The following is a 13,646-nucleotide window of genomic DNA, read 5'->3' on the forward strand; positions in this document are numbered from 1 at the left end:
GCGCGCGCTCATCTTTACCGCCGACGACTTTGGCCTGCACGAGCGTGTCAATGCGGCGGTGGAGCGGGCGCATCGCGAGGGCGTGCTCGACTGCGCGAGCCTGATGGTGGCCGCGCCCGCCGCGCCCGACGCCGTGGCGCGCGCGCGCCGCACGCCGGGTTTGCGTGTCGGGCTGCATCTGGTGCTGGCCGATGGCGCGGCGACGCTGCCGCGCGCGCAGATTCCGGCGTTAGTGAATGAGCACGGACGTTTCGGCGACAACATGGTCCGCGACGGCGTGCGCTTCTTCTTCCTGCCGCACGTGCGCAGGCAGCTCGCGAAGGAGATTCGCGCGCAGTTCGAGGCATTCGCGGCGACCGGGCTCGCGCTCGATCACGTGAACACGCACAAGCATTTTCATCTGCATCCCACGGTGCTTTCGCTGATCCTCGAGATTGGCCGCGACTATGGTTTGCGCGCGATGCGTCTGCCGCTCGAAGCCGGTGCGCCGTTCGCGCTGAAGCCGTGGCTCGCGCTCGTGCGCGCGCGTCTCGGGCGTGCCGGCGTCGCGCACAACGACTACGTGGTCGGCATCGCAAAGACAGGCGCCATGGATGAGGCCGCCATGCTCGACGCGCTCGCGCATCTGCCCGCGCGGGGCGTGGGCGAAATCTACTGCCATCCGGCGCTTGCCGGCGAAACGCACGAAGGCCCCATCACGGCTTCGATGCAGACGTATCGCCACGCCGACGAATTCGGCGCGCTGATCTCGCCGCGCGTGGCCGCGGCGCTCGCGCAGTCGGGCGTGCGTCGTGGCGGCTTCACGGACGTGTTCTTCGGCGCGGCTTCGGGCTGCGCGTGCGCCACATTGGACGGCCGCGAGGCGCAGGGGTCATGAAGTGGCTGCAATGGCTGGGCCTGCCGGTCGGCATCGCCATCCTGATCGGTCTCGTCGTCCATAACGGCGCGCACGACGTGCTGCGCGTGATCGGCACGGCGGGCCCCATGCTGCTCTGGCTCGTGCCGTTCCACGCGCTGCCGCTTCTGCTCGACGCGCACGCATGGCGCCTCCTGCTCGACAAGCGCGCGCCGCTCGCTTTCCTCTGGTGGACCGCGACGGTGCGCGAGGCCGTGAACCGGTTGCTGCCCGTGGTCGGCGTGGGCGGCGAACTGGTCGGCATTCGCCTCGCGCGCTGGAAGGTGCGTAATGCGAGCGAGGTGACGGCATCGGTGATCGTCGAGGTGTTCGTTACTATTGCCGTTCAGTACGCGTTCTCGGCGCTCGGCGTCGTGCTGATCGTTGCTGCGACCGGCGACGGCGGTTCGCTGCGCACCATCGTCACGATCGCACTCGCGCTCGTGCTCTCGGCGCCGCTGCCCGTGCTCGCCGTGCTCCTGCTGCGTCGCGGCGGTGTGTTTCACGCGATCGAGCGCTGGGCAGGCCGTCTGCTCGGCGCAAAAAACCCGCTCATGTCCGGCCTGGACGGCAAACAGCTCGACGCCGATCTCGACGCGCTGATGTCGCGCACCGGTCTCATGTTTCGCGCCTTCTTCTGGCAGCTTGCCGGTTACATGCTCGGCGCGTTCGAGACGTGGTGGGCGCTCGCGCTGCTCGGCCATCCGGTCCCGGCGGGCGACGCGCTCGCCATCGAGGCCATTACCCAGGCCGTGCGCCACGCCGCTTTCATGGTGCCTGCCGGTCTCGGCGTGCAGGAAGTCGCCGTGGTGTTGCTCGCGCAACTCTTTGGCGTGAGCCAGGACGTCGCGTTTTCGCTCGCGCTCGTCAAGCGCATGCGCGAAATCGTGTTCGGCGTGCTCGCGCTGCTGACGTGGCAGGCCGCGGAAATCGTTCGTGCGCGTCGCGCATTGCGTCGCGGCGCACAGTCTCGCGCGCCGTCGCGAGATACGCTGCCTTTCGTGGCGAGCGTACCGGCGCGCTCGGAGCGTGACTCACAGCACGATCAGCATCATTGACGGTACATTGTGGGCATGTCGATACGCGGGCGTTTCAGGCGCGTGTAGACGCAAGCCCATGCTGATGCGTTAGCAAGGACATGAAGCCCACGTTTTCATTTACGCGTTCGCTCGCGCTCGCGTGCGCCGCCATGGCGGCGTTCACGCTTTCCGGCTGCGACGATCGCCAGATCGATGCCATGCTCGACACCATCCGGCAGGGATTCAAGGCGTTCTTCGATTCGGTGAAGCCCGATGCGCTGCTGCTCAAAGGGCTCACGCCCGGCGTTTCCACGCTCGAACAGGTGCGCGAGCAAATGGGCAAGCCCGAAACCGAACGCGTGTTCGACGACGGCTCGCGCCGGCTCGAGTATCCGCGCGGCCCGCAGGGCCTCAAGACGTGGATGGTCGACATCGGGCCGAACGGGCGGCTCGTGGCCATTACCCAGGCGCTCACGGCGGAAAACTTCGCGAAGATCCGCGTCGGCATGAGTGAGGACGAAGTGCGGCGGCTGCTCGGCAGGCCGGGCCAGGTGGCCGGCTACCGCTTGAAGAAGGAGACGGTGTGGAGCTGGAAGTGGCTGGAAGGGGGCGTGACGCCCGAAGCGTATTTCAACGTGCATTTCGGACCGGACGGGCGGGTCACGACGACCTCGCGCTCGGACATCATTCGCGGGCACTGAACCGGTTGACTCAAGCACACGCAAGGAGGCGCGCATGATGAACCGGCGACGGCCCAAGCGTGTGGGGCTCGTGCTCGGCGGGGGCGCGGCGCGCGGCTGGGCGCATATTGGCGCGATTCGCGCGCTGGAGGAAGCGGGCATCAAGCCCGACGTGGTGTGCGGCACGTCGATCGGCGCGCTGGTGGGCGCGGTGTACGCGAACGGCGATCTCGACTGGCTCGAAGACTGGGTGGGCAAGCTCACCTGGCAGACCGTGGTGCGTTTGCTCGACCTGCGTTTCTCGGGCGGCCTGCTCGGCGGGCGCAAGGTGATCGAACTTTTCGCGCACCAGTTCAACGGCCGCTCGATCGATGACCTGGGGCTGCCTTTCACGGCGGTCGCCACCGAACTCGACACGGGCCGCGAAGTCTGGCTGCGCGAAGGCGGCGTGGTGGACGCCGTGCGCGCCTCGATCGCGATTCCCGGCATCTTCACGCCGATCTGGCATGACGGCGTGTGGCTCGTGGACGGCGGCCTGAGCAACCCGGTGCCCGTTTCCGCCGCGCGCGCGATGCGCGCCGACACCGTAATCGCCATCGACCTCAATCACGACATTCTCAACGGCCGCGACCTGGGCGGCGCGATCGACACGATGCCGCGCGAGTTGCCCGTGGAGGCGAGCGACGCGGCCGCGGCCGCGAGGGCGCTCGGCACGGTAGCCGACGGTGCCGATGGTACCGTCGGCGCCGAAGCGGCACCTGAGCCGCTGCGACGCCGCAACGGCAAGCGTTTTCCGCGCTGGTTGCAGCCGGCCGGCCCCGGGGCGGCCGGCGGCCCTGACGTGCGCGTGGCGCCGCCGCCCAGCACGCGCGTGCCTTCGGTGTTGAGTTCGGTGGCGCAGAGCATCGACATCATGCAGGTGCGCATTACGCGCAGCCGCCTCGCGGGCGAGCCTGCCGACGTGCTGATCCAGCCGCGCCTGGGCGGCATGGGCATCTTCGACTTTCATCGCGCCGGGCCCGCCATCGAAGAAGGGCGCGCGGCCGTGCAGTACATGATGCCGGCCATCAAGGCGCAGTTGGGCCTGGATTAGGCCCGACGCGTTGCGCTACAAGTCCAGAATGCCGGCGACGGCGAATTTCGCCGCCTCCAGCTCTTCGGCGGTTGCCGATTCTCCCTTGTGCCGCCAGATCCTGCCCGCGAGCGACAGCGTGGTGATCTGGTCGGCCATCGCCACGCAGGGCCGGGAAAGGCCGCTAATGGGGATTTCCGACTCCCAGCCGTGAATGGTGCTGGTGATGGGCAGCCCGACAAAGCGGGTGGTGAGTTCGTTGAACTCGGCGTCGGTGAGGACGAGGGCAGGGCGATAGCCGTCCTGCTCGCTGCCCGCGCCCGGCCCGACGTTGAGCCAGAGGATGTCGCCTGCTTCCGGTGTGCCGTTCTTCATGCGTTCCTTACCATAGGTCGAAACGCGTGGGGTCATCGGGTCCGCCGATTTCGGTCCCTTGCGGCCGGCCGAAGTCGACGAGCGGGTGCGCCTCGAGCTTCCTTTCGCGCAACTGCTGCAAATAGCGCTCGCGCGAAAAGCGCCGGATCGCCGTGTGCGGGCGAACCGTGAGCGACCCATCTTCGACTTCCACCTCGACTTCCTGCCCCTCCGCCAATCCGAGTTTGCTGGCAAGACTGGCCGGAATGCGCACCGCAAGGCTGTTTCCCCAACGCTTCAGGGTTTGTATCGCCATTTCGTCCTCGTACTGAATTAGCCGTTTGGCCAACATTCCACTGAGTTTGATGTCCATACCTGACCTCGGTGTATCTACGTGGTTGATACAGTCCGATGCTAGGCTTCGAATGAGTATGTGTCAACGTGTTGCTACGTGCAATGTGCGCGGCGCAGGTATGGAGATCAAGGAGTGCGGCTGCCATTTTCCTCAGTCCCTTGCCGCGAGCCAAACCCAGCCGTGCTGGGCGCGGCGTAGCGCCGCCACGCGAAGCGGCGCGATTTCGATTGCGCGAAAACTCGCCGACGGCGCGCCCAGCGCATGAAGGATCGCCGCGCGCATCACGCTCGAGTGCGTGAAGGCGATCAGGTCCGGTCCGGCTTCGGGCATCGCATCGAGCCAGGCGCCGACGCGCGCGCGGACATCGTCGAACGATTCGCCGCCTCCAGGCGGCCTGAAGCTTGGATCGCGCGTCCAGGCCTCAAGTGCTTCGGGTGCCTCCCGTGCAAGATCCGCGAGGCGTTTGCCTTGCCACGCGCCGAAGACGGTGTCGGCGAGCGCGTTGCATGACGCCGCCGCGGCGAAGCCCGTCGCGTGTGCGCTCGCTCGCGCGATTGCCGCAGGACTCGTCAGCGCTCGCGGCGCCTCGCCATCGCGCTCGCCGCGGAGCAGGCGTGCGCTCCAGCGCTCGCGCCATGCGGCGAGCGCCTCGATCGATCGCGCGTCGAGCGCTTCGTCCGCGTCATCGCCCGCTACGGGTGCGCGCGGGAACGTTCCCGCGCGCAGCGCGGCATTCGCCGCGTGACTCACCAGCCAGACTGTCGTCGGCATACTTTTCCTTACGCATCGCGTCTGCGTGGCTGACATTCCTGGCCGGCTTCAGGGCGGCATCCGGTCCGCGGCCAGCCGTTGCAGCGCGTAGAATACAGGCTCCACGACACGCGGAAGCCGGTGCAAGTCCGGCGCGGTCGCGCCACTGTAACTGGTTGCCGTCGATTCAATCGAGGCAACGGGAGTCAGACCTGCGCGTCGTGTACCTCTCTTTCAACGACCAGGCGGGGCGCGTAACCCCAGGAGCTGTCAGCATGTCCGAAACCTCATTCCCCTTGCAGCACGCACCGGCCGCGCCGGCGCCCATTCCCCTGCGGGAGATTCTGCCCTGGGCGATCTTCGGCGGCCTCATGCTGCTGCTGGCCCTGTACTTCGTGGGCGCCGAAGAAGGCGCAACCTCGCTTGTGCCGGGCATGTACGTCCACGAATTCGTTCACGACGGCCGCCATCTGCTCGGCTTTCCCTGCCACTGACCGGGAGCTGAACATGGTTGGCAAGTTGCTGGTACGCGGCATGCTCGCGGGCATCGCCGCGGGACTTCTTACGTTCGGCTTCGCGAAGATCGCGGGCGAGCCCCAGGTCGATCAGGCGATTTCCTTCGAGGAAAAGCTCGACGCCGCGAAGGGCGAGGCGCCCGATCCCGAAATCGTGAGCCGCAAGACCCAGGCGAGCATCGGGCTCTTCACGGGCGTGATGGTCTATGGCGCGTCGATCGGCGGCCTCTTTGCGCTCGTCTTCGCGTATGCGAATGGCCGCGTGGGGCGTCTTTCGCCGCGCGCGCTCTCGGTCTGGCTCGCGCTCGCCGCGTTCGTCGCGATCTACATGGTGCCGAACATCAAGTATCCGGCGAATCCGCCCTCTGTCGGCGACCCGGAGACGATCGGCTATCGCACCGGGCTCTTCTTCCTGATGATCGCGATCTCGATCGCCGTGTCGGTGTTCTCGCTCAAGGTGCGCGCCGCGTTCGTGCCGCGCCTTGGCGTCTGGAACGCATCGATCGTGGCGCTCGTGCTGTTCGTCGTCGTGATCGGCGCGGTTCAGCTTGCGCTACCGACGATCAACGAGGTGCCCGCCGCCTTCCCGGCCGTGCTGCTGTGGAAGTTCCGCACGGTGTCGATCGGCATGCAGATCATTCTCTGGACCACCATCGGCCTGCTGTTCGGCGCGCTCGCCGAAAAGCTGCTCGGCGCGAACGCGCGCGCGGGCAGCGCGCGCGCCACGCAAACGCGCGCCGCCTAAGCGCTGCGGGGTCGCCGGGTCGTTCCTCTACGCGGCTATCGAAAAAGCGACCCCAAACTTGCGTAAATGCTCCACGCGCCCCGCTTGCCGGGGCGTTTTTTTTCGCCTTTCAAATGCATCGCGCCCGCGGCTGCGCGGGCCGCACTCGCACGCCTGCCTGGGCGGCCGGGCAATGCTGCACTGCAATATCCGCGCCGCGCAGGTTTGAGCAATCACTTTTGCACTGAGACGATCCGCGCCAGTTCATCGGTTTGCGCGGCGCTCATGGGCCGCGCGAGGCCGCCTGAAAACGATAAAACGATTTGATCCGGAGACGCGCGTGATCCTTTACGGCTATGGCCCGGTGCTGCTCGCCGGCACGATCCAGACCATCGAACTTTCGCTCCTCTCGCTCGGCGCGGCCGTGTTGCTCGGCCTCGCGGGCGCGGCGGCGAAGCTCTCGTTCAACCGGCCGCTCGCCGCGGTGGCCACGGCCTACACTACGCTGATCCGCTCGGTGCCCGACCTCGTGCTGATGCTGCTGCTCTTCTACAGCATCCAGATCGGCGTGAACGAGGCCACTGACGCGCTCGGCATGGCGCAGATCGACATCGATCCGTTCGTGGCCGGCGTCGTCACGCTCGGCTTCATCTACGGCGCGTACTTCACCGAAACCTTTCGCGGCGCGTTTCTCGCGGTGCCGCGCGGCCAGCTCGAAGCGGGCCACGCCTATGGCATGAGCGGCGCGCGCGTGTTCGCCCGCATCCTCTTCCCGCAGATGATGCGTTTCGCGCTGCCGGGCATCGGCAACAACTGGCAGGTGCTCGTGAAGGCGACGGCGCTCGTCTCGATCATCGGTCTCGCCGACGTCGTGAAGGCCGCCCAGGACGCGGGCCGCAGCACCTTCAACCTGTTCTTCTTCCTCGTGATCGCAGCGCTCATCTATCTCGCGATCACCACGCTCTCGAACTTCGCGCTCGTCTGGCTCGAACGCCGCTATTCGGTCGGCGTGCGGCACGCGCAACTCTGAGGAAAACGCCGCCATGAACGAAATCATCCAGCAATTCGGTCGCGCGTTCCTCTACTGGGACGGCGAGCATGTCTCCGGCCTCGCGATGACGCTGTGGCTGCTCGTGATCTCCGTGGCGTTCGGCTTCGTGTGCGCGGTGCCGCTCGCCGTCGCGCGCGTGTCGAGCCGCCGCTGGCTGTCGATGCCCGTGCGCTTCTACACCTACGTGTTTCGCGGCACGCCGCTCTACGTGCAGTTGCTGCTCATCTACACGGGCGTGTACAGTCTCGCGTTCATCCGTTCGGAGCCGCTTCTCGACGCGTTCTTTCGCAGCGGCCTGAACTGCGCGGTGCTCGCGTTCGCGCTCAACACCTGCGCATACACGACGGAGATTTTCGCGGGCGCGATTCGCGCCACCTCGCACGGCGAAGTGGAAGCGGCGCGCGCCTACGGCATGAGTCCGTTCACGATGTACTGGCGCGTGGTTTTGCCTTCGGCGCTGCGCCGCGCATTGCCGCTGTACAGTAACGAAGTGATCCTGATGCTGCACGCGACCACGGTGGCGTTCACGGCGACGGTGCCCGACATTCTCAAGGTTGCGCGCGACGCCAATTCGGCGACTTACCGCTCGTTCGAGTCGTTCGGCCTCGCGGCGCTGATCTACTGTGCGGTATCGTTCGTGCTGGTGGCCGCGTTTCGCCGCGCCGAAAAACGCTGGCTCGGCCATCTCGCCGTGCGCAGCCGCTGATTCACCGGAACACTGGAAACTGGAGACCATCTTGGCTCAGACGCAATCCTCCGATAGCAAGCTCGTCGCGCGCGACATCCACAAGCGCTACGGCGACAACGAGGTGCTCAAGGGCGTCTCGCTCGACGCGAAGAAGGGCGACGTGATCAGCATCATCGGCGCGAGCGGCTCGGGCAAGAGCACGTTCCTGCGTTGCATCAATTTTCTGGAGAAGCCGAACGCGGGCGAGATCGTCGTGGACGGCGAGGCCGTGCGCACGAAGGCGGGCCGCAACGGCGACCTGGACGTGGCCGACCACAAGCAGTTGCAGCGCATCCGCACGAAGCTCGCGATGGTGTTCCAGCACTTCAACCTCTGGTCGCACATGAACGTGCTCGAGAACGTGATGGAAGCGCCCCTGCACGTGCTGGGCGTGCCGCGCAAGGAAGCCGAGGACCGCGCGCGGCAGTATCTGGAGAAAGTGGGGCTCGCGCCGCGCGTGGAGAAGCAATATCCCTCGCATCTTTCGGGCGGCCAGCAGCAGCGCGTGGCGATTGCGCGCGCGCTTGCCATGCACCCGGACGTCATGCTGTTCGACGAGCCGACTTCGGCGCTCGACCCCGAACTCGTGGGCGAAGTGCTCAAGGTCATGCAAAAGCTTGCCGAAGAAGGCCGCACGATGATCGTCGTGACGCACGAAATGGGCTTTGCGCGCAACGTCTCGAATCATGTGATGTTCCTGCATCAGGGCCGCACGGAGGAGGAGGGCACACCAGGCGATGTGCTCGGCGCGCCGAAGAGCGACCGACTGCGCCAGTTCCTCTCGGGCAGCCTCAAGTAAGCGGCGCTTTTTCCCGCGCCTCGTCTTGCCGATGGTTCGTTCCAGCGTTCCCCCTTCCGCTTCCTCTTCCGTTTCGGGCGCTGCCGCCGCGCCCGGCGGCCAGGCGCCGCTCGCGCGCGCCGGGCGCACCACTCAGGTCGCGATCGTCGCGCTCCCGCCCGTTTCGATGTCGGGCGTGGGCCCGATCGTCGACGCGCTCAATCTCGCCAACGAGATCGACGGCCGGGCGCTGTACCGCTGGCAGATGTGCTCGTGGAACGGCCGCCCCGTGCCGCTCGCGGGTGGCGCGCAGTGGCCCGCCGACTGCGCATTCGGCGACGCGGTTTCCGCCGACTGGCTCATCGTCGTGACCGAGCGCTACCAGCAGTTCGCCGACTACCGGCTCTTTCTCGCGAGCCTCGCGCGCGTGGGGCAGCGCACGCCGCTCGTCTCGGGCATCCACCACGGCATCTGGTGGCTCGCGATGGCGGGGCAGTTGCAGGGCTATCGCGTGGCCGCGAACTGGGAAACATTCCAGCAGTTCGCCGAGCAGTTCGAGCGCACCATCGTCACGCAGCACATCTACGAAATCGACCGCGACCGCGCCACCTGCTCGGGCGGCCAGGCCACGCTCGATTTCATGCTCGCGATGATCGGCCGCGACCACGGGGCGGAACTCGCCGAACGTATCGCCGATGCGCTCGGCGCAAGCACGCTGCGCAGCGGCGACGAGCGTCAGCGCATTCCGTTCGTGACCGCGCCCGGCGAGCGGCATCCGCGCCTGAACGACGCGCTCAAGCTGATGGAAGCGAATATCGAGGACCCGCTCACGACCGACGACATCGCGAATCTCGTAGGCGTGTCGCGGCGCCAGCTCGAACGGCTTTTTCGCCAGTACCTCGGCGCGATGCCGTCCAAGTACTACCTGGGTTTGCGCCTCGCCAAGGCGCGCTCGCAGTTGCAGCGCACCAGCAAGTCCGTGGTGCAGATCAGTCTTGCGTGCGGGTTTGCGTCGGCGGCGCATTTTTCGAATGCGTACCGCGAGCGTTTCGGCGTGACGCCGCGCGAGGATCGCCGCAACTGGATCGAGCGCCAGCATGGCGGGGCCGCCGCCGAACCGCGCGTGGGCGCGCTCGTCGAGCCGCCGGAAGTCCGGTAAGCCGGCGCGCGCTGCGGCGTGTCGTCTCGATCTTGCAGGTTCCACACGAAAGAACGCGTCGCGCCTGCGCAAGACGATTGAGGCCGACTTGCCTACACTGCATCTAGCTGACGCGAAAGGGCTGCGCCCCGACGCATCGACCCCGAATTCGACCCGCACCGCGGACTAAGGAAACCAGAGGAACCGCCATGAACGACCAGACTGTGAGCCGCAAGACCTTCGACGAAGTGATGGTGCCGTGTTTCTCGCCCGCGCCGTTCGTGCCGGACCGCGGTGTCGGCTCGCGCGTGTGGGACACCGAGGGTCGCGACTACATCGACTTTGCGTGCGGCATCGCCGTGACCTCGCTCGGCCATGCGCACCCTGAGTTGCTCAAGGTGCTCCATGAGCAGGGCGGCAAGCTCTGGCACATCGGCAACGGCTACACCAACGAGCCGGTGCTGCGCCTCGCGCGCCAGCTCGAAGCGCTCACGTTCGCCGACCGCGCGTTCTTCGCGAACTCGGGCGCCGAAGCCAACGAGGCGGCGCTCAAACTCGCGCGCCGCGTGGCGTTCGATCGGCACGGCGCGGACAAGTCCGGGATCGTGTCGTTCACGCAGTCGTTCCATGGCCGCACGTTCTTCACCGTGAGCGTGGGCGGGCAGCCCAAGTATTCGGAAGGCTTCGGCCCCGTGCCAGGCGGCATCACGCATCTGCCGTACAACGACATCGAAGCGGCGAAGCGCGCCATCGGCGCGCAGACCTGCGCCGTGATCGTCGAGCCGGTGCAGGGCGAAGGCGGCGTGATTCCCGCCGATCCCGCGTTCCTGCGCGCGCTGCGCGAAGCGTGCGACGCGCACGGCGCGCTGCTGATTTTCGACGAGGTGCAAACGGGCGTGGGTCGCACGGGCCGCTTCTATGCGTACGAAGATACCGGCGTCACGCCCGACATTCTCACGACGGCCAAGGCGCTCGGCAACGGCTTCCCGATCGGCGCGATGCTCACGACCGAAGCGATTGCCGCGCACTTCAAGGTGGGCGTGCACGGCACGACCTATGGCGGCAATCCGCTCGGTGCGGCGATTGCGGGCAAGGTGGTCGAACTCGTGAGCGATCCGGCGCTGCTGGCGGGCGTGCGTGCGCGCGGCGAAGCGATTCGCGGCAAGCTCGCGAAGCTCAACGAGCGCTTCGATATGTTCAAGGAAGTGCGCGGCAAGGGCCTCTTGATCGGCGCCGAACTGAATGCGCGCTTTGCGGGCCGCGCCAAGGATTTCAACGCGGCGGCGGCGAATCGCGGCGTGATGATGCTGATTGCCGGGCCCGACGTGCTGCGCTTCGCGCCGTCGCTCATCATTCCCGAAGCGGACCTCGACGAAGGCTTTGCACGCTTCGAGCAGGCCTGCGCAGACGTGATCGGCGCACGCTGATCCGGGCACACGCGTAACCGCACACACAGGACCGACGATGCTATTCGTTCGCCCCGCCAGGCTTTCCGATCTCGACGCGATCGCCCATATGGCGCGCACCGCGCAGCCGGTACTGCACTCGCTGCCGCACGACCGCGCGGCGCTCGAAGCGCGCATCGCGCTTTCGGAAGATTCGTTTCGCGCCGACGTGGACTTCCCCGGTGAGGAGTTCTATCTATTCGTGCTCGAAGATTCCGCCACGGGGCGTCTCGTCGGCACGTCGAGCATCGTGGCGGCGGCCGGCTACGCCGAGCCGTTCTACGCGTTTCGCAACGACGCGCTCATTCATGCGTCGCGCGAATTGCATGTGAACCGCAAGATTCACGCGCTCACGATGTCGCACGAACTCACGGGCAAGAGCCGTCTCGCGGGCTTTTATATCGAGCCGACGCTGCGCGGCGACGCAGCCGCGCATCTGATGTCACGCGCACGCATGATGTATGTCGCGATGAATCGCCGGCGCTTCACGCCGGAAGTGTTCACGCTGCTGCTCGGCGTGACCGACGACAAGGGCGCGTCGCCCTTCTGGGAAGCCGTGGGGCGCAAGTTCTTCGGGCGCGATTTCAAGGACATCGAACTGGCTTCGGGCGGCCGCAGCCGCACCTTCATCGCCGAGGTGATGCCGGCCTATCCGCTCTATGTGCCGCTGCTGCCGGAGCCTGCGCAGCGCGTGCTCGGCGAGCCCGACCCGAGCGCGTTGCTCGCTTACGAAATTCATCTGGAAGAGGGCTTCGAGCCTGACCGCTACGTCGATATTTTCGATGCGGGTCCGGTGCTCACGGCCCAGGTGGATCGCACGGCCTCGGTGGCCGGAAGCGAGACGCGCACCGCGCGTGAAGTTGCGCCCGCAACGAATCGCGAAGGCGCGGCGTATCTGGTCGCGAGCCAGCGCGCGGGCGAATTCCGCTGCGTGCTGGCGGCGCTGCCGCAGAGCGAGCCGGGCGCGGGCGCGAAAGAACGAAGCTTCGCGCCGCTCGACGCCGCCGCACGCGCGGCGCTCGGCGTGCAGGAAGGCGAACCGGTGCGCTGCGCGCCGCTTTATCGCGCCACTTCGCAAACAGAGGACGACGCATACATGGGAGACGCACAATGATCGTGGTACGCGTCGTGCAAACGGGCGACGTGGACGCGCTCGTCGCGCTCGCCCAGGAAACGGGCCCCGGCCTCACCACCTTCAAGCCCGACCGCGAGGCGCTCAAGGCGCGCATCGAGCGCGCGCGGCGCACGCTGGCGGGCGAGGCCGAATCGCGCGAGGCCGGCTACTTCTTCGTGATGGAGGACACGGCCACGGGCGACGTGGCCGGCGTATGCGGCATCGAAACGGCCGTTGGGCTGGAGCAGCCGTTCTACAACTACCGCGTGAGCACGGTGGTGCATGCGAGCCAGGAACTGGGCATCTGGACGCGCATGCGCGCGCTCAATATCTCGCACGATCTCACGGGCTACGCCGAGGTGTGTTCGCTCTTTCTCTCGCCGCGCTTTCGCACGGGCGGCGTGGGCGGGCTGCTTTCGCGCTCGCGCTTCATGTTCATCGCGCAGTTTCGCGAACGTTTTCCCGAGCGCCTGTGCGCCGAACTGCGCGGCCACTTCGACGCGCAAGGCACGTCGCCGTTCTGGCGCGCAGTTGGTTCGCACTTCTACCAGATCGATTTCAACGCCGCCGACTACCTCAGCTCGCACGGACGCAAATCGTTCCTCGCGGAACTGATGCCGCGTTATCCCGTGTATGTCGAACTGTTGCCCGAGGAAGCGCAGGCGTGCGTCGGCCTCACGCATGCCGACACGATTCCCGCGCGCCGCATGCTCGAAGCCGAGGGGCTGCGCTACGAGAATCACGTCGATATCTTCGACGCGGGTCCGGTGCTCGAATGCCATATCGGCGATCTGCGCACGGTGCGCGACAGCGTCGTGGTGCCGGTCGAAATCGGCGAAGCACGCGCCGAAGAGGGCGTGCGCTCGCTCGTCTCCAACACGTCGCTGGGCGATTTTCGCGTGGGTTTCGCGCCGGGCGTGGTGCACGACGGCGTATTCACGCTGAGCGAGAAAGAGGCGGCGGCGCTGAACGTCGCGGCGGGCGATCCGGTGCGCGTCCTTGGGCCCGCATCGAAGCAAAAATAAGGAT

At 66.9% G+C, this 13,646-nt stretch carries 16 protein-coding genes and 1 riboswitch; of the genes, 13 read left to right on the forward strand and 3 right to left on the reverse strand.

What is annotated here, in order from left to right; all coding sequences use genetic code 11:
- The 4 genes from hpnK to U5768_RS24075 form a co-directional block, all read left to right on the forward strand.
- On the forward strand, positions 1–877 hold an 877-nt coding region (gene hpnK, locus U5768_RS24060), incomplete at its 5' end, for a hopanoid biosynthesis-associated protein HpnK (protein ID WP_322032902.1).
- On the forward strand, positions 874–1,953 hold the full coding sequence (locus tag U5768_RS24065) for a lysylphosphatidylglycerol synthase domain-containing protein (protein WP_322032903.1): 1,080 nt from the start codon (positions 874–876) through the stop codon (positions 1,951–1,953). The genes hpnK and U5768_RS24065, both read left to right, overlap by 4 nt.
- Before the next feature lie 80 nt (positions 1,954–2,033).
- Positions 2,034–2,615, forward strand: coding sequence for a hypothetical protein (locus U5768_RS24070; protein WP_322032904.1), 582 nt, complete (start codon positions 2,034–2,036; stop codon positions 2,613–2,615).
- 34 nt (positions 2,616–2,649) lie between these two features.
- A complete protein-coding gene (locus tag U5768_RS24075) occupies positions 2,650–3,687 on the forward strand; it encodes a patatin-like phospholipase family protein (protein ID WP_322032905.1) in 1,038 nt (345 codons plus the stop codon).
- A gap of 15 nt (positions 3,688–3,702) precedes the next feature.
- On the opposite strand, the gene U5768_RS24080 is transcribed toward U5768_RS24075, so the two are convergent.
- The 3 genes from U5768_RS24080 to U5768_RS24090 form a co-directional block, all read right to left on the reverse strand.
- Entirely contained in the window at positions 3,703–4,077 is a 375-nt protein-coding gene (locus U5768_RS24080) for a type II toxin-antitoxin system PemK/MazF family toxin (protein WP_322032906.1), read from the reverse strand.
- Positions 4,049–4,393 carry an AbrB/MazE/SpoVT family DNA-binding domain-containing protein gene (locus U5768_RS24085; RefSeq protein ID WP_322032907.1) on the reverse strand — a complete coding sequence of 115 codons (345 nt, stop codon included), beginning with the start codon at positions 4,391–4,393 and terminating at the stop codon, positions 4,049–4,051. The genes U5768_RS24080 and U5768_RS24085 overlap by 29 nt, the downstream gene beginning before the upstream one ends.
- Positions 4,394–4,525: 132 nt before the next feature.
- A complete protein-coding gene (locus U5768_RS24090) occupies positions 4,526–5,146 on the reverse strand; it encodes a histidine phosphatase family protein (protein WP_322032908.1) in 621 nt (206 codons plus the stop codon).
- Positions 5,147–5,214: 68 nt separating this feature from the next.
- Positions 5,215–5,360, forward strand: a riboswitch (cobalamin riboswitch).
- A 40-nt stretch (positions 5,361–5,400) separates the two neighbouring features.
- Between U5768_RS24090 and U5768_RS24095 the strand changes: the two genes are divergently transcribed.
- From U5768_RS24095 to astA, 9 genes are all read left to right on the forward strand, one after another.
- A complete protein-coding gene (locus U5768_RS24095) occupies positions 5,401–5,619 on the forward strand; it encodes a CbtB domain-containing protein (RefSeq protein ID WP_322032909.1) in 219 nt (72 codons plus the stop codon).
- A gap of 13 nt (positions 5,620–5,632) precedes the next feature.
- Entirely contained in the window at positions 5,633–6,385 is a 753-nt protein-coding gene (locus U5768_RS24100; RefSeq protein ID WP_322032910.1) for a CbtA family protein, read from the forward strand.
- A 319-nt stretch (positions 6,386–6,704) separates the two neighbouring features.
- Entirely contained in the window at positions 6,705–7,394 is a 690-nt protein-coding gene (locus U5768_RS24105; protein ID WP_322032911.1) for a histidine ABC transporter permease HisQ, read from the forward strand.
- A 13-nt stretch (positions 7,395–7,407) separates the two neighbouring features.
- Positions 7,408–8,121, forward strand: a complete 714-nt coding sequence (locus U5768_RS24110) for an ABC transporter permease (RefSeq protein ID WP_322032912.1) — start codon at positions 7,408–7,410, stop codon at positions 8,119–8,121.
- Between the two features lie 28 nt (positions 8,122–8,149).
- Entirely contained in the window at positions 8,150–8,941 is a 792-nt protein-coding gene (locus U5768_RS24115; protein ID WP_415913969.1) for an ABC transporter ATP-binding protein, read from the forward strand.
- Between the two features lie 166 nt (positions 8,942–9,107).
- Positions 9,108–10,079 carry a GlxA family transcriptional regulator gene (locus U5768_RS24120; protein WP_322033087.1) on the forward strand — a complete coding sequence of 324 codons (972 nt, stop codon included), beginning with the start codon at positions 9,108–9,110 and terminating at the stop codon, positions 10,077–10,079.
- Between the two features lie 188 nt (positions 10,080–10,267).
- Positions 10,268–11,485, forward strand: coding sequence for an aspartate aminotransferase family protein (locus U5768_RS24125; RefSeq protein ID WP_322032914.1), 1,218 nt, complete (start codon positions 10,268–10,270; stop codon positions 11,483–11,485).
- A 37-nt stretch (positions 11,486–11,522) separates the two neighbouring features.
- Complete coding sequence (gene aruF / locus U5768_RS24130; protein ID WP_322032915.1) at positions 11,523–12,617, forward strand: arginine/ornithine succinyltransferase subunit alpha; 1,095 nt, start codon at positions 11,523–11,525, stop codon at positions 12,615–12,617.
- The gene (gene astA / locus U5768_RS24135; protein ID WP_322032916.1) at positions 12,614–13,642 is read left to right on the forward strand and encodes an arginine N-succinyltransferase; all 1,029 of its coding nucleotides are present in this window, start codon (positions 12,614–12,616) and stop codon (positions 13,640–13,642) included. Before aruF ends, astA begins: the two co-directional genes overlap by 4 nt.
- Positions 13,643–13,646 lie beyond the last annotated feature (4 nt).

This window comes from Paraburkholderia sp. J76 (assembly GCF_905220295.1).
Classification (GTDB): Bacteria; Pseudomonadota; Gammaproteobacteria; order Burkholderiales; family Burkholderiaceae; genus Paraburkholderia.